The following is a 15,461-nucleotide window of genomic DNA, read 5'->3' as shown; positions in this document are numbered from 1 at the left end:
GTGTTTAGATGGATGTGATGTTTGTAAATGTGTGCATGAACAGGTTGTCTTTGTTGGTCTCGATGGTGATAGTGGCATGCTTGTAGTCCAGACTGCCTGCCATCTTCCAGAGGTGATCCCACTGGCTCCAACTGAACTCGTAGAGCGAGTAGAACGAGGGATCCTCGCCACCGACGGGACGTTCGGGACTGACGCTGTCATGGCGTCCCCAACACATGTCGGCACCATTGACCTTGGCTATGAAGTAGTAGCGCTCTTCGGTCCATCCCAGCCAGCTGGGAGGATTGGTGGCAGGACGTGACTGGTCGATGAAGACAATGTCGCCTTCGCCCTGGAAACGGCCGTTGCCGATATAGTCGAGCAGGGCGATGTCGTTGAACGTGGCACCCCAGATGCAGCGCACCTGTGAGCCAATGGCATCAATATGCATGCTCATGGTGTTGAAATCGACGGTGATGCGTGATACCTCGGTAGAGGCTGTGGCGGCAGTGGTGGCGGTGCCTTCTTTCAACTTGCCGGTGGCGTCGATATAGTATGCAAAGGCATCGTCGTTGGTGCCCGACTTGAAGTAGATGACACCATCCTTTAGTTGAGTGAAGATCTGGTAAACACCTTCTTCAACGGTGCGAAAGGCCTGGCCTTCGGTCTCGGCAGCAGAGCCATAGAGGTACAGTTGGGTGGGGATGTTGTCGATACCCTCGCCACGTGTCACGGTGAGACGGCCAACCTGCTGACAGTTTTTGACCATGCCACCCTTAGAGGCCCTGACCGTCCAGAGCAGAGTGCCGGTGGCCTCGGGCTTGATGCCGGCATTGCGCGCCATGGTGTTGATGGCTGCCTGTGTCAGTGTGAGCGTCGGCAGGGCGCCTTGGTCGCTCTTCATGACAGCCAGAGGATTGGTGAAGTCGCCACCCTGTTTGTCGAAAAGCACTTCATAGAGCACGATGCCGCCGTCGGCAGCACCACCACCCGTCCACGACAGTTCGACGGGAGTGGGTGAGGTGACATCGAGTACGAGGTCGGAAGGTCCACTGAGTTCGGTGGGAACAGCGAAATCGGTGTTCAGCTCGTAGGTTTCCTGACAGCTCACCAAGGCAAGCAGGAGAGCGCCAGCAAGAAATATCTTTTTCATAGACTTTTTTGTTTTTAAATCTTCTTTTTAACTTCCTGTTAATTAATCACTACCAATTAGGATTCTGATCCAAGTTTTTGTTCAGGTCTCTCTCTTTCTGCGGAATGGGCCACAGGTAGTGCTTTTTGGCATCGAACTTGCGCTGTTCTACACGGATAAATCCGTTGTCTGCACCTACGATGTCGCCCGTATGAAGACCGTGACACCAGCCATTGAGCACGTCCTCGGCAATCTTCCAACGGATGATGTCCTTATAGCGGAGTCCCTCCATGGCAAGTTCTGAGCGACGCTCTTGGCGCACGATATTGATGAGCTCCTCTTTGGAAGCAGTTGGGAAGGTGATGCCTTCGGCAGTGAAACCTGCACGGGAGCGGATGGCTCCGATGGTGTTGTTCCAAACGGTCTCGTTGAGTGTGCCTAACTCTGCGTGAGCCTCGGCATTCATCAGAAGGATGTCGGCATAGCGAATCAAAATGGTGTTGAGGCTGGAGGTACCTACCGATGAGCGGTATTGGTTGTCCCAATACTTCTTGACGTAGAAACCAGTGGCAGAACAGTCGGAACTGAATCCATAGCCGTCTTTGTCGGCGCCTTTCTCACAGTTGATGGTAACCTCAGAGCCATCGGCCATCTTGTAGCTGTTGCCTGTATATATGACGGTGGCAGCCAAACGGGGGTCGCGGTTCTCATAGGGCTTGGCGGGATTGTAGCCAGAACTAGTCTCATTGATGGCCTTGCCGTTGGTCATGAGGTAGCTGTCAACCAGTTCTTGTAGTGGAGAAAGTTGTGAGTAGCCTCCAAGGGTGGGTGGCAGAAAGCTGTACTGTGTGCCCTGCTCGCGAGTGGATGGCGCATATTGAACGTCGAGGATGACCTCGCAATTGCCTTCGTTGGCTACCTCAAACAGGCCAGCATAGCTGGGAAACAGCTGATAGGTCTTGGAGGTGATGATGTCCTGAGTGAGTTGTTCAACCTTGTCCCACTGACCTTCGAACAGATAGACCTTGGCCAGGATGGCCTTGGCAGCACCCATGGTGATGCGACCTTTGTTGTCTTCGTCATAGCTGGCAGGCAGACTGTTGCTTTCGATGACCTCGGTCAGGTCGGCAGTAATGTTGGACACGACGGTCTCGCGTGGGGTGCGTTGCATGGTCTGGCTCTCAGCGATGCTGATCACATGCTCGGGGTAGGGAATGGCACCGAAACGGGTGTAGAGCTCGTAGAAATGATAGGCTCGGATGGTCTTGGCCTCGGCTATGTAGCGCTGCTTCTGCTCAGGCGTCAGCGATGACACCTTGTCGATGTTGTCTAACAGCTGGTTGCAACTGCGGATGGCGGCATAGCGGCTGTCCCAGATGCTGGCTACATAGCGATCGGCGGTCGAGAAGGAACCGTTGCCGATGTTTTGTGTGTAGTCGTTGGGCTGCTTGGTATAGGCATTGTCTGACATGCACTCGGCATACAACTGCTCGTCCATGCTTGAGAGCTGGGTGTAGCAAGTGTTGAGCGTGGCGATAGCCGCATTCTTGTTGTCTTTCCAGAAAGTCAGGTCTGTCTCTCTGTCATATGGTGCTGTGTCTAAGTCTATACACGATGCATTAACCATGGCTACGGAGGCCATGACTACGATATGTCTGATAGAGTATTTCATTGCTTTACGGATTTTAGAATTTAACATTAAGACCAAATGAGTAAACACGTGCAACAGGATAAGCACGACCACTGCCGTCGGCGTTGTATTCGGGATCCCAACCGCCCTTCATCTTTGTGAAGGTCAATGGGTTCTGAACGGTGGCATAGATTCTGAGGTGGTTGATGAAGGTGTGCTTCAGTAATTTGTCAGAGAAGGTGTAGCCTAACTGCACGTTCTTGAGACGCAGATACTTGGTGTCTTGGATCCAGAAGTCGGACTTAGCAGCATTGTTGGCCGACTCAGCACCCATGGTGAGACGAGGATATGAGGCATTGGGATTGGTGGGGGTCCAACGGTCCAGATGGAAGTTCATCACTGGACCCTCGTTGTTGTTGTGGAAAGCCTCGACCGACTCACCGCGCATCCAGTGGTTGCGCTTGCCTACGCCCTGCCACATCATAGAGAAATCAAAGCCTTTATAGGTGGCGCCATAGGTGAAGCCGAAGGTGTAACGTGGGAAACTGTTGCCTACTACGAAGCGGTCGTCGTCGGGCTTGATGATGCCATCGCCGTCTTTATCGACATAGCGGATGTCGCCAGGCTTGGGAGTGATACCTTCCAAGTGGGGACCTTTGGCACACTCTTCCTCGTTCTGGAAGAAGCCGTCAGACTTGTAGGCATAATATGAATAGAGGGGATAGCCTTCCTTGATGATCGTGTTCACGTCGTAGCCGCCGATAATCTCCTCACCATGAGTGTTGACAACCTCGTTGTAGCTGTCAGAGAGGTTGCCGGCAATGTGGTGCTGCACGGGACCTGTGACGAAGTGATAGTCTAACGAGAGTTCCCAGCCACGTGTCTCAACCTCGCCGGCATTCTGGATGGGGGCACCGTTGCCAAACAGGCCGGGAACGGGCAGGTTGACAAGGATATCTTTAGTATGGTTGTTGAAGACGTCGAAGGTCAGCTTCAGCTTGTCGTTGAGGATGCCCATCTCGATACCAAGGTTGAGCATGCGGGTGGTCTCCCACTTGATGTCGGGGTTGGCAGAAGCGAAGTAGGCAGTCTGGGCAAGTTTGTTGCCGAACGAGATGCCGTTGGTGACCGAAACGGTCTGCATATACTGGTAGGCACCGATGCGGTTGTTGCCCACCAGGCCCCATGAACCGCGAACCTTCATGGACTGTATATAGGGCTTAACATAATCCCAGAACTTCTCTTCAGACAGGCGCCAGCCAGCCGAGAATGATGGGAAAATACCAGAGCGATTGCCCTTGGCAAAATAAGAGGAATAGTCGTTACGCATGTTGAACTCGAAGAGATATTTCTCGTCGTAGTTGTAGGTGGCACGTCCGAAGACGGAATAGATAGACCAGTCGCCAGCGCCGCCACTGTTGCTGACATCATTGCCGCTTTGACTACCAACGAAGATGTCATACTTGCTGTCGGGGGTGATGCGGGCGGTGTTGAAGCTATGGTCGGAGAAACCTTCGTAGGTGTAGCCCAGCAGGGCGCCAATGGCGTGCTTGCCAATCTGTGTGTTGTAGGTGCTCATCACGTTGGTGGTGATGTTCTTTGAACGGTAGAAGTTCTCGGTGAGCTTGTTCTCAGCATCACCTGTGCCCTCGAAAGCCTTACGATTCTCGTGCATGTGGTTGTTCCAGACGCGTCCGCCAACACTGCCAATGAGCTTCAGACCTTTGATGATTTCCCATTCGGCCTGCAGGGTTCCCAACAGCTCTTCGTTGGCATTCTTACGATAACCTCCTTGCTCTAAGCGCTGTAATGAGTTGGAATTACTGCCTGAAGGGTAGGTGTAGGTGCCATCTTCGTTCTTTATATTATATATAGGTGGCATGCGGTTGGCCTGCTCTATGATCCAATCCGTCCAGTAGGCGTGCTCTTTGATATCGTTGCGGGCGTATTGCGAGGTGAGGTTCAAGGTGAAGTTCTTGCTCAACCTATGGCTGACATTCAAGCGGGCATTGTAGCGCTGATAGCCATAGTCGGGACCTTTGAACATGCTCTCCTGATCGGTATAGCCGAGTGAGGCCAGATAGGAAAGTTGTGCGTTGCCACCAGTGACCGACAGGTTGTGTGAGCTCTGAGGAGCCGACTCCTTGTAGAGTTCGTCCATCCAGTTGACATTGGGACCTTCGCTTCTGAATCTGGCGATGTCTTCGGCGGTGAACTTGGTGGTGCGTCTGGAATTGACGGCTGCCTCGTTGTACATCTCGGCATATTTCCAAGAGTCGGCAATGTCGGCAAGTTGGGTGGGCTGCTGGACACCCATCAGGAAGTCGTAGGCTACCTCTACGTGGCCTGCCTTTCCCTTCTTTGTGGTGACAAGCACAACACCATTGGATGCGCGTGAACCATAGATGGCGGTGGATGAGGCATCCTTCAAAATGGAGATTTGCTCAATGTCGTTGGGGTTGAGGTTGGCTAGTGAACCTTCAATGCCATCGATGATAACCAATGGGTCGTTGTTGTTCATGGTGTTGAGACCACGGATGTTGATGGAGGGAGCACTGCCTGGTGTAGATGAGCCTTGCTGGATGATAAGTCCGGCGGCGGTACCCTGCATGGCTTCCAAGACATTGGATACGGGCTTGCCAGCGAGGTCGTCGGTAGATACGGAAGAAACAGCACCAGTAAGATTGATCTTCTTCTGAACGCCATAGCCCACCACAACGACATCCTTAAGAAGTATGCCTGACTTCATGGTGACATTGATCTGACGCTGGTTGTTGACCTGTACTTCCTCTGTGTCATAGCCCACGTATGAGAATACGAGTGTCGCACCCGATGGGGCTTGCAGTGAGTAGTTGCCGTCTAAGTCGGTGACAGTGCCGGTATTGGTCCCTTTTACCAGTACGGTGACACCGATGACGGGTTCGCCTTCGGCTGTAACATGACCAGTCACAGTTCTTGTTTGTGAAAATGCTGGCATGCCAACCAAATTCATGACTACAATCATGACGACTGCTAATAATTGTGACGCAAACGGATGTTTGCCTACAAGCAAGTTGCATGATTGCTCTTTTGTTTGCTTGATCCTTTTCATAAAAGAAGGTTTTAAGTTATTAATAAGTTAATATCAAAGAGGTTATGATAATGCTTAAGGATGCATCGCTGGACGGATGCAACGTGGTTTCCCAGTTACCCACCTTGGATGCTGGAAGAAGCGATAGGCTCCTTCTGCATCCTGTGTCAATGGCGTTTTGGAAAATGGTCCTACTGCATCAGGTGGGGAACAACTTGGCTAACAACGCACATAGGCCTTGATGGTCACGCATTTCTGGTGTTCGGAAAGACCGTAAGGACGAATGGTGTACTCACCTACGCATGCTGGGATAATGAATGTCTCTGCATAATGAACAACGAAGGGTTCAAAGGCGTTGGTGGGACTCTCGATGATGGCCTCTTCGCCTTCAAGGAGGTTGAATACGTTGACACCGTTGTTCGTGTGATGTGTAACGGGCTTGGTAAACGTGTGACGTCGGGTCTCGATAAACTCGTTTCGGTGAAGTCCGGTGCGCTCTTCAACCCATCCGTCGCCTTCGGCTACAACCTCAAACTGGTTGCGAAGGTGCTCATAGACATATTTGGTGTCGCGGCCCCAGTCGATAACATCCTTGCCACGCTCAACGTTGATGGGGCGGGGTTTGCCGTCCAAACCGAGACGCTGCCAGTCCCACAGTTTAAAGGTGAAGATGTTGGGGGTAGAGCTAATCTCGAGAACCATACTCTCGGAACCAGAACAGTGGACGGTTCCACCGGGAATCAGAAAATGGTCGTGCTTCTTGGCTTGGATCTTGTTGACGTATTTCTCTGCGTCGAAAACAAAGCCGCCTTTTTGGGCCTTGCGCAAATCTGCTATCATGGCATTCTTGTCGATGCCTTCTTTTAGGCCGAGGTAAACAACGGCATTCTCGCCAGCATCCAGCAGGTAATAGCTTTCGTCTTGAGTGTAGTACATGCCGAAGTTCTCACGGATGAACTGTGTGGTTGGGTGTACTTGCAGACTGAGATTGCCACCACCCATGGTGTCGAGGAAATCGAAACGAATGGGGAAGTCCTTGCCAAAGCGGGCTTCGACAGGCTCGCCAAGCAATGAACGGCTCTTCAGAAGGACTAAATCGACAGAAGGTAACTCAAAACGGATACCATTGACCTCGAAAAGCAGACTGTTCTCCTCGGGTACACAGTCGAAACACCAGCCGAAATTGGATTTGGAACGATCCAGATCGCAGACTTCTTTCATCCACTGACCGCCCCACGGAGCAGGATCGAAAAAGGGTACTACTCGGAAAGGCGTTCTTGATGTCCGCTCGATGCCATCGAAAAAGGTTGCCTTGTCTATCATCTTGGGCTGGTCGGGCACATGGGTGTCTATCCACCATTCGATGCTGTCAAAGAGCTTGTCTTTGTACTTGTCAAGCACGCGCCAGTCGATAAAAAGACCGCGTTTGTACTGAATAGAGACGGCATCGTCGCGGTTGTCAACGCCTAATGCTTTCACTTCGTGACGGCGGAAGCGCTGCTGGATTTCCCATCGGGCCATGTCAACGTAAACTTTCAGAGCATCTGGCGTGGCAACCTGACAGGCGCCTGTACCTATTATAATAATAGTATTGGTTGCAGTCTCTAATTGTTCTCTCACTGCCTGCAACTTCTCCTGGCAGAAGAAGTCGGCCATCTTGAGATTGGTGACGTAGCCAAACAGCACATCATCGGTCATGAATGAGGCTGTCATCTTTCTGATTTCCGACTCGGGTTTCATGAGGTCGCGCGTGTTGATGATGGTGCCCATGCCTGAAAAGGCATTGATGAGCTCCGTCTCGTAAACACCAGTATAGGTGTCGATACACAAGACATGACCCTGCATGGAACACTTTAGTTGGGCTATAATGGCGTCCCACCCTTGTATGATAGTTCCCTTGAATTTGGTAGAAGGGAACTTATCATAATTTGCTTTTCTCATTATTACTTCTATTTAGTGTATATGTATGAACATACTGATTTATGTGCAAAAGTATTACGATGGACTGAGTTGGCAAAATATTTTTGCATTTTTTAAAATAAAAGTGAGGATAATTTGTGTTTTTCGGAAAAATAGCTACCTTTGCACGTGAAATAACGACTTTAAGAATATGAAGTTAGATCCAAAAAGTGCCAAGCCGCTCCATGTGCAAGCAGAGGAATTGCTCCGTGAGCTGATCGAGGATGAAGCGTATCAGAATGGAAAGTTGCTTCCAAGTGAGGTTGAATTGTCTGAACAATTAAGCATTTCAAGAAACACGCTGCGGCAGGCAATCAATAAACTGGTCTTTGAAGGAAGGCTGGTTAGGAAAAAGGGGTTTGGCACGCGTGTGGTGAAAAAGGCCATCGTTGGCGGGGTGAAAAACTGGCTGAGCTTCTCTCAGGAAATGAAAATGCTGGGTGTTCAGATTCGTAATTTTGAACTACATATTTCTTTGAAACAGCCTCATGCTGAGATTGCCAACTTCTTTGAGTTGAATCCTGATAATTATAGTCGTTGCGTTGTTCTGGAACGACTGAGGGGAAATAAGGAATATCCCTTTGTCTATTTTGTCTCTTATTTCAATCCTGATATTCCGCTGACTGGCGAGGAGGATTTCACAAAACCGTTGTACGAGTTGCTGGAAACGCAATTTGATATTGTGGTGAAGACCAGTAAAGAGGAAATCTCTGCGCGTTTGGCGGGCGACAGTCTTGCCGAGAAACTTGAAATAGAGTCAACGGATCCGATTTTGGTGCGTAAGCGTTTCGTATATGATGTGAATGGGAAACCGATAGAATATAATATAGGCTACTATAGGGCAGATAGTTTTACCTATAGGATAGAGGCAGAAAGGTAGAGGCTTAGCAGATTCTTTAGATAGAAATCAGATAGAAAAAGGATGGATGTCTCCCTCCCTCGGGAGGGTCAGGGTGGGGTTGTTGTTCTTGGTCGGGATAGGAACGGTTTCGCACTGTTATAGTTCTGCTTTCGTCTTGTTATAGTTTCGCTTTTGCGTTGTAATAGCTTTACTTTTGATGTCCGTCCAGCCCCTAGATGTGGCGCATCCAGCCCCTGGAACGAGTCGTTTTAGCCCCTGGATGCGGTCGTTCTAAGGGCTGGATGTAGAGCATCCAGGGGCTAGACCAGAAATGATAGCTTCGGTTTTAGACTTCAGAACCGCCTCTTCAAGACTTTAGAACACGTACTTTTAGACTTTAAAATGACCCTCTCTGGATTCTAATCCCTTACTCCACAGTATATATTTACATGGCCGTAGGCGGTTTTCTTGTTTTTTTTGAGGTTTTTGTTATTCAACAAGGTGTTCTGTTCCCTATCCCTGTGAATAATCTATAGAGACGTGATTAAATGTAGAAAAACAAAAAACGAGACTGATAGGCTGACCTATAGTCTCGTTGCTTGTAGCGGGAGCCGGGATTGAACCGGCGACCTCATGATTATGAATCATGCGCTCTAACCAGCTGAGCTATCCCGCCATCATTTTTGTTAAGCGGGTGCAAAGGTACGAGTTTTATTTGAAACCAAGGAAAAGTATGGAAATATTTTTGCTTCGCTTAACATTTTTTATTAAATTAAGAAAAATATAGGGTGAGATATTCTTTGAAATCTAATCTTTTTATTAACTTTGCCGCTGTAAAACAGAACCTGAAACCAATTGTAAACTAACCCATATATATGCGGAAACAGAAACTGGTGCTTGAATATCCCTTGCATGCTGGCAAACAAGAACTGCTATGGCAATTGCTGAGTACGGATCACGGCTTAGAGCGATGGCTGGCAGATAAAGTTGATGAAGAAAATGGTGTCATGCATTTGACCTGGGGAGATCCGTGGGGTGAACATCATACGATGCACGCTAATGTGCTGGAGAAAAGCAGAAATAATTATATACGTCTCAGGTGGAGTGATGAAGATGATCCTGATGCCTTTTGGGAAATGCGCATAGTTCGGAGCGAGCTGACTAACGAGTTGTGTTTGTGTGTGGTTGATTATGCCTATGCAGACGATATAGCAGACCTTCAGGAACTATGGGATGGTAATCTGGAACGGCTCCATCAGTCAAGCGGTTTTTAATTGCCCTATATATATTAATGTGTAATTGAGAATTGATAATTTATCTAAAAAGTATAAGTAATTATTAATTCTCAATTACTTATTGTCGATTTTTATCACTACCTTTGCAGCCAAATTTGTATGTTTCGGATTAGGAAATTAGATTTATTCGTAGCAAAACAGTTTGGCGTACTGTTCGCTGGTGCTTTCTTCATCTGCCTTTTTGTGCTGATGATGCAATTTTTGTGGCGCTATGTGGACGAGCTGATTGGAAAGGGGTTGTCTTTGGATGTGTTAGCACAGTTCTTTTGGTATATGGGACTCATGCTCATTCCGCAGGCATTACCTTTGGCTATTTTGCTGTCTTCGCTGATCACTTATGGAAACTTGGGTGAGAGCAGTGAGCTGACAGCCATTAAGGCTGCGGGTATTTCACTGATGCAATCTATGCGTTCTCTTATTGTTATAACGCTGATGATTGCCGGCGTCTCCTTTTATTTTCAAGATGTAATAGGTCCTTCAACTAATAAGGCCTTCGCACAACTTCTTGTTTCGATGAAACAAAAAAGTCCGGAACTTGAGATTCCAGAGGGGATTTTCTATGATGGCATACCTAATGCGAATATCTATGTGCATAGGAAAAACCTGGATACAGGAAAGCTCTATGGAATTATGATTTACCGGCAGACGGGCTCTTACGAGGATCAGGCTATCATCTTGGCTGATTCGGGCATGATGCAGACCACGGCAGAGAAAAAACATCTGCTGCTGACACTCTGGAGCGGCGAGTGGTTCGAGAATATGCGTTCGCAGGAGCTCGGTGGGTCGGCAGAGGTGCCCTATCGTCGTGAAACCTTTGGTAGTAAGCGTATTCTTTTAGATTTTGATAGCGGATTTAATTTGGCCGATGCCGCAGAGATTGGCGGCAGGGCTGTGGAGAAGTCGGAGCGACAGATCTTGCATGATATAGACTCAATACGTCTGTATAACGATTCTGTAGGCCGACAATTCTATGATGAGGCTAAGACTTATATACTGAATGTTCCTCAACTTACCAAAAAAGACTCTGTTCGCCTTAAAACACTGTCGGCTCAGGTAAAACCTCAGCCTGATAGCATCTATGAAAAACTGAGCGATGAGAAGAAGTTGGAGGTTGTGAAGTATGCTGCCCGTGCTGCTCAGAATGTGACCAACGACTTGGCCATGAAAAGCGATTATGCCCGTTGGATGAACAGACAGGTGAGAAGTCATCAGATAGAAGCTATCAACAAGTTTACCTTGTCGCTGTCATGTGTCATATTCTTCTTTATTGGTGCACCATTGGGTGCTATCATACGTAAAGGCGGTCTGGGCGTTCCGGTCATCATCTCAGTAGTCGTCTTTATTGTCTATTATATTTTTGAGAACTCTGGTATGCGCATGGCGCGCGATGGTAACTGGACCATTTGGTTCGGTAAACTGATCTCTACAGCCGTACTGTCGCCTTTGGCGGTGTTCTTTACCTATAAAGCCAATGGAGACTCAACCGTGTTAAATATGGATGCTTATCGTATGATGGCGATGCGCATGTTCGGCTTGCGGGTGAAACGAAACATAACACGTAAGGAAGTGATAATAGAAGACCCTGATTACGTTGAGGATGCTCAGGTCTTGACTCGTATTTCAGAAGAGATTCGTCATTATACAGAGAAGCATAAGTTGCTGCGTTGGCCTTCGCCTATCAAGGTGTTCTTCCGGCCTGGTGATGATCATGCTATTGCACATATCAGCGAAGAGCTGGAAATGGTTATAGAAAACCTGTCCTATACGCGTGATAAAGTGATTCTTCACCAGTTGAATAACTATCCTGTGATGGCCACACATGCGCATACCCGCCCCTTTGAACGTCGCTGGTTGAACATCGTGGTGGGGTTGTTCATACCGTTAGGCCTTTTCTTTTATATCAGAATGCTACGGTTTAGAGTACGTCTCTATCGCGACTTGAAAGCGATAGAGCAAACTAATGTGAAAATATTAAGTCAGATTAAAACGAAGTATTATGGAATATAAGCTGTCGAGTATAGAAGAAGCCGTCGCTGATTTTCGTGATGGTAAGTTTGTGATCGTGGTCGATGATGAAGATCGAGAGAACGAAGGTGATCTTATTTGTGCTGCAGAGAAGATAACGCCAGAGATGGTGAATTTCATGCTGAAAGAGGCTCGTGGCGTTCTTTGTGCACCTATTACTATCAGTCGTAGCGAAGAGTTGGATTTGCCTCGTCAGGTGAGTGATAACACCTCCATGCTTGGCACACCTTTTACGGTGACTGTCGATAAGCTGGAAGGCTGCACTACAGGCGTTAGTGCTCACGATCGTGCTGCAACTATCAATGCGTTGGCAGATCCAAAGTCAAAGCCCGAAACCTTTGGGCGTCCTGGTCATATCAATCCTCTCTATGCTCAGGATAATGGCGTGCTGCGCCGAAGTGGACATACTGAGGCTGCTGTCGATTTGTGTAAGTTGGCTGGCCTTTATCCTGCAGGAGCGCTGATGGAGATTATGAATGACGACGGCACGATGGCTCGTATGCCCGAACTTCAGGCCTTCTCAGCGAAACATGGGCTGAAGATAATCACTATCAGAGATTTGATTAGCTATCGCTTGCGCCAAGAGTCGCTCATAGAAGTAGGCGTCGAGGCAGATATGCCCACAGAATACGGACATTTCCGTATCATTCCTTTCCGTCAGAAAAGTAATGGACAAGAGCATTTCGCGCTCATTAAGGGCGAATGGAAAGAAGACGAACCAGTTCTTGTTCGAGTTCACTCTTCTTGTATGACCGGTGATATTCTCGGTTCACGTCGTTGCGATTGCGGCGAACAGCTACATCGCGCCATGCGGAAAATAGAAGAAGAAGGTAAGGGCGTTATCGTTTATATGCAGCAAGAGGGTAGGGGTATCGGCTTGATGAACAAGCTCGCCGCCTATAAGTTGCAGGAAGAAGGTTATGACACCGTCGATGCAAACCTCTGCCTTGGTTTCAAGGCCGATGAGCGCGATTATGGTTGCGGCGCACAGATGTTGCGTCATCTTGGAGTACACAAGATGCGCCTGATGACCAACAACCCAGTGAAGCGTGTCGGATTAGAGGCTTATGGACTTGAAATCGTCGAGAATGTCCCTATCGAGATAACCCCCAACGAGTATAATCTTCGTTATTTGCGAACCAAACAGCAACGCATGGGACATACGCTTCACCTTTGATGGTAATCTGCAACTATCAAAATAATGTGAAAATACGTGGTTTTTATGAAAAAGTGAAGCGAATTTTTCGCTGTCACGAAATAATTGATTAATTTTGCACGTTGATACAAACAAACTGACAAGATTTATGGCACAATTATCCAACCGTTTGCAACGCCTGGCTCCATCAGCAACACTGGCTATGTCGCAGAAAAGCTCTGAGATGAAAGCGCAAGGCATTGACGTTATTAACTTGAGTGTGGGCGAACCAGACTTCAATACTCCCGACCACATCAAAGAAGCAGCTAAAAAGGCTATTGACGAGAATTTCTCTCGCTATTCACCTGTTCCTGGTTATGCAGACCTGCGTCAGGCAATCGTTGAAAAGCTTAAGCGCGAGAATCAGCTCGATTATACCGTCAATGAAATCTGTGTTTCTAATGGTGCAAAACAAAGCGTTTGCAACACAGTGATGGCTTTGGTGAACCCCGGAGAAGAGGTCATCATTCCCGCCCCCTATTGGGTAAGCTATCCTCAGATGGCTCTGTTGGCTGGTGGTGTGCCGGTCTTTGTGCAGGCTGGATTTGAACAGAACTTCAAGATGACTGCCGAGCAGTTGGAAGCAGCGATTACTCCCAAGACTCGTTTGCTGATTCTTTGTTCACCCAGTAACCCCACGGGTTCTGTCTATAGTAAAGAGGAACTGAAGGCACTCGCCGAAGTCATCCTTCGCCACGACGACCTCTATGTACTTGCCGATGAGATTTACGAGCACATCAACTACACCGGCCGTCATGAATCTATCGCCCAGTTCCCTGGCATGAAAGAGCGCACCATTGTGGTGAATGGCGTTTCAAAGGCTTATGCTATGACAGGCTGGCGTATCGGCTATATCGCTGCGCCTGAGTGGATCGTAAAAGGATGTAACAAACTGCAAGGACAATACACCAGTGGCCCCTGCTCAGTAAGCCAGAAGGCCGCCGAGTTTGCATACAAGGAAAGTCAGTCTTGTGTGGAGGAAATGCGTCAAGCTTTCGAGCGTCGTCGCAACCTGATTGTAGATCTGGCCCGTCAGATTCCCGGCCTGGAGGTCAATGTGCCACAAGGCGCTTTCTACCTTTTCCCTAAGTGTAGTTCGTTCTATGGAAAGAAAGCTGGTGACCGCACCATCAACAATTCCACCGACTTGGCAATGTATCTGCTTGAAGTAGGACATGTGGCCACTGTAGGTGGCGATGCCTTTGGCGATCCTGAATGCTTCCGTATGAGTTATGCCACCAGCGATGACAATATACGCGAGGCCATGAGACGTATTGCTGAGGCATTGGGGAAACTGAAATAAAAATGCATATTGATACGTTAAAAGTAGTTAATCTATTTTGGAATATCCAATTATTTGCTACCTTTGCGAGTTGAACAGCCTGCAGAATTCTGTTTAAATTGCAGTCTTCTTCTTGCTTAGTAAACATTTATTTGTGATTAATTCAACTTAATTTATAACTTAAAACTAAATTTTAAAATTATGGCAACAACAACAAAGGCTGCTACAGCAGCTAAGAAAAATTCAGGCTTCAAAGGCGTAAAGGATGCATGGATCATTCTCGTACTCTGCTGCGCTATTGCTTATTGCTTCTATTTCTTTGTACTCGGTGATCCCAGTCACTTCCAGGGTGGCGACCGCAGTGGTCATCCCGCTGACCTGATGGGTACCGTATATAAAGGTGGTTTCGTAGTAGGTTTGATTATCACTTTGCTGCTCACCGTTATCGTGCTCGGTGTAGAGCGTTTCTTCGCTATCAAGAGTGCTTCTGGTAAGATGAACTTGGCTAAGTTCACAGCTCAGGTTAAGGAAGCTATCAAGGCTCAGAAGTTTGACGAGGCTAAGGCTCTCTGCGACAAGATGCAGGGTTCTGTAGCTAACGTTGTATTGGCTTCAATCAATATGTACCAGACTGTTGAGGGCGACTCAACTCTGAAGAAGGCACAGAAGATCTCTAAGATTCAGCAGGCTCACGAGGAGGCTACTCAGCTGGAGATGCCTACTCTGACTATGAACCTTCCTATGGTTGCAACTATCGTATCTCTGGGTACTCTGACCGCTCTGTTCGGTACTGTGCTCGGTATGATCGGATCATTCCAGGCTCTGTCTGCAGGTGGTGGTGCTGACTCTATGGCTCTGTCTGCCGGTATTTCTGAGGCCTTGGTTAACACGGCATCAGGTATCTTGACCTCTTGGGTTGCTACAGTTGTTTACAACTACTTCTCAAACAAGATTGATAAGCTGACATTTGCTCTTGACGAGGTAGGTTACACAATCGCTGCTACATACGATTCTAATCACGTCGAGGCATAATTTGTTTTACCTTTTAATTCC

At 48.1% G+C, this 15,461-nt stretch carries 10 protein-coding genes and 1 tRNA gene; 6 read left to right on the top strand and 5 right to left on the bottom strand.

Features of this window, described 5'->3' with window-relative positions; all coding sequences use genetic code 11:
* Positions 1–4: 4 nt before the first annotated feature.
* The 4 genes from L6472_RS11940 to L6472_RS11925 all read right to left on the bottom strand — a co-directional run bounded on the left by L6472_RS11940 (position 5) and on the right by L6472_RS11925 (position 7,752).
* Positions 5–1,132 carry a SusE domain-containing protein gene (locus tag L6472_RS11940; protein ID WP_237805376.1) on the bottom strand — a complete coding sequence of 376 codons (1,128 nt, stop codon included), beginning with the start codon at positions 1,130–1,132 and terminating at the stop codon, positions 5–7.
* Between the two features lie 49 nt (positions 1,133–1,181).
* On the bottom strand, positions 1,182–2,783 hold the full coding sequence (locus L6472_RS11935; protein WP_237805374.1) for a RagB/SusD family nutrient uptake outer membrane protein: 1,602 nt from the start codon (positions 2,781–2,783) through the stop codon (positions 1,182–1,184).
* A gap of 13 nt (positions 2,784–2,796) precedes the next feature.
* Positions 2,797–5,745 (bottom strand): SusC/RagA family TonB-linked outer membrane protein, encoded by a 2,949-nt coding sequence (locus tag L6472_RS11930; protein ID WP_370640916.1) that lies wholly within the window; start codon positions 5,743–5,745, stop codon positions 2,797–2,799.
* Between the two features lie 285 nt (positions 5,746–6,030).
* The gene (locus L6472_RS11925; protein WP_237805370.1) at positions 6,031–7,752 is read right to left on the bottom strand and encodes a class I mannose-6-phosphate isomerase; all 1,722 of its coding nucleotides are present in this window, start codon (positions 7,750–7,752) and stop codon (positions 6,031–6,033) included.
* Positions 7,753–7,921: 169 nt separating this feature from the next.
* On the opposite strand from L6472_RS11925, the gene L6472_RS11920 reads away from it, so the two are divergent.
* Entirely contained in the window at positions 7,922–8,650 is a 729-nt protein-coding gene (locus L6472_RS11920; RefSeq protein WP_237805368.1) for a GntR family transcriptional regulator, read from the top strand.
* A gap of 563 nt (positions 8,651–9,213) precedes the next feature.
* Here L6472_RS11920 and L6472_RS11915 read toward each other — a convergent pair.
* Positions 9,214–9,287: transfer RNA gene (locus L6472_RS11915), tRNA-Met, on the bottom strand.
* A 199-nt stretch (positions 9,288–9,486) separates the two neighbouring features.
* Between L6472_RS11915 and L6472_RS11910 the strand changes: the two genes are divergently transcribed.
* The 5 genes from L6472_RS11910 (at position 9,487) to L6472_RS11890 (ending at position 15,440) form a co-directional block, all read left to right on the top strand.
* Positions 9,487–9,885, top strand: a complete 399-nt coding sequence (locus L6472_RS11910) for an START-like domain-containing protein (protein WP_237805366.1) — start codon at positions 9,487–9,489, stop codon at positions 9,883–9,885.
* 120 nt (positions 9,886–10,005) lie between these two features.
* On the top strand, positions 10,006–11,913 hold the full coding sequence (locus L6472_RS11905) for an LptF/LptG family permease (protein ID WP_237805363.1): 1,908 nt from the start codon (positions 10,006–10,008) through the stop codon (positions 11,911–11,913).
* The gene (locus L6472_RS11900) at positions 11,900–13,108 is read left to right on the top strand and encodes a bifunctional 3,4-dihydroxy-2-butanone-4-phosphate synthase/GTP cyclohydrolase II (RefSeq protein WP_237808029.1); all 1,209 of its coding nucleotides are present in this window, start codon (positions 11,900–11,902) and stop codon (positions 13,106–13,108) included. Before L6472_RS11905 ends, L6472_RS11900 begins: the two co-directional genes overlap by 14 nt.
* A 127-nt stretch (positions 13,109–13,235) precedes the next feature.
* Positions 13,236–14,429: a pyridoxal phosphate-dependent aminotransferase gene (locus L6472_RS11895; protein WP_237805361.1), complete on the top strand. Its 1,194-nt coding sequence runs from the start codon at positions 13,236–13,238 to the stop codon at positions 14,427–14,429.
* A gap of 180 nt (positions 14,430–14,609) precedes the next feature.
* Positions 14,610–15,440, top strand: coding sequence for a MotA/TolQ/ExbB proton channel family protein (locus tag L6472_RS11890; RefSeq protein ID WP_237805359.1), 831 nt, complete (start codon positions 14,610–14,612; stop codon positions 15,438–15,440).
* The last annotated feature ends 21 nt before the right edge of the window (positions 15,441–15,461 follow it).

Origin of the sequence: Prevotella sp. E13-17 (assembly GCF_022024035.1) — a bacterium.
Lineage (GTDB): Bacteria > Bacteroidota > Bacteroidia > Bacteroidales > Bacteroidaceae > Prevotella.
This window is presented reverse-complemented; position numbering and strand designations above follow the sequence as displayed.

What these genes read in the sequence shown, in the direction of transcription:
- L6472_RS11905 (WP_237805363.1), top strand. Translation starts at nt 10,006, where the DNA reads ATGTTTCGGATTAGGAAATTAGATTTATTCGTAGCAAAACAGTTTGGC.
- L6472_RS11920 (WP_237805368.1), top strand. Translation starts at nt 7,922, where the DNA reads ATGAAGTTAGATCCAAAAAGTGCCAAGCCGCTCCATGTGCAAGCAGAG.
- L6472_RS11925 (WP_237805370.1), bottom strand. Translation starts at nt 7,752, where the DNA reads ATGAGAAAAGCAAATTATGATAAGTTCCCTTCTACCAAATTCAAGGGA.
- L6472_RS11890 (WP_237805359.1), top strand. Translation starts at nt 14,610, where the DNA reads ATGGCAACAACAACAAAGGCTGCTACAGCAGCTAAGAAAAATTCAGGC.
- L6472_RS11940 (WP_237805376.1), bottom strand. Translation starts at nt 1,132, where the DNA reads ATGAAAAAGATATTTCTTGCTGGCGCTCTCCTGCTTGCCTTGGTGAGC.
- L6472_RS11895 (WP_237805361.1), top strand. Translation starts at nt 13,236, where the DNA reads ATGGCACAATTATCCAACCGTTTGCAACGCCTGGCTCCATCAGCAACA.
- L6472_RS11935 (WP_237805374.1), bottom strand. Translation starts at nt 2,783, where the DNA reads ATGAAATACTCTATCAGACATATCGTAGTCATGGCCTCCGTAGCCATG.
- L6472_RS11930 (WP_370640916.1), bottom strand. Translation starts at nt 5,745, where the DNA reads ATGATTGTAGTCATGAATTTGGTTGGCATGCCAGCATTTTCACAAACA.
- L6472_RS11910 (WP_237805366.1), top strand. Translation starts at nt 9,487, where the DNA reads ATGCGGAAACAGAAACTGGTGCTTGAATATCCCTTGCATGCTGGCAAA.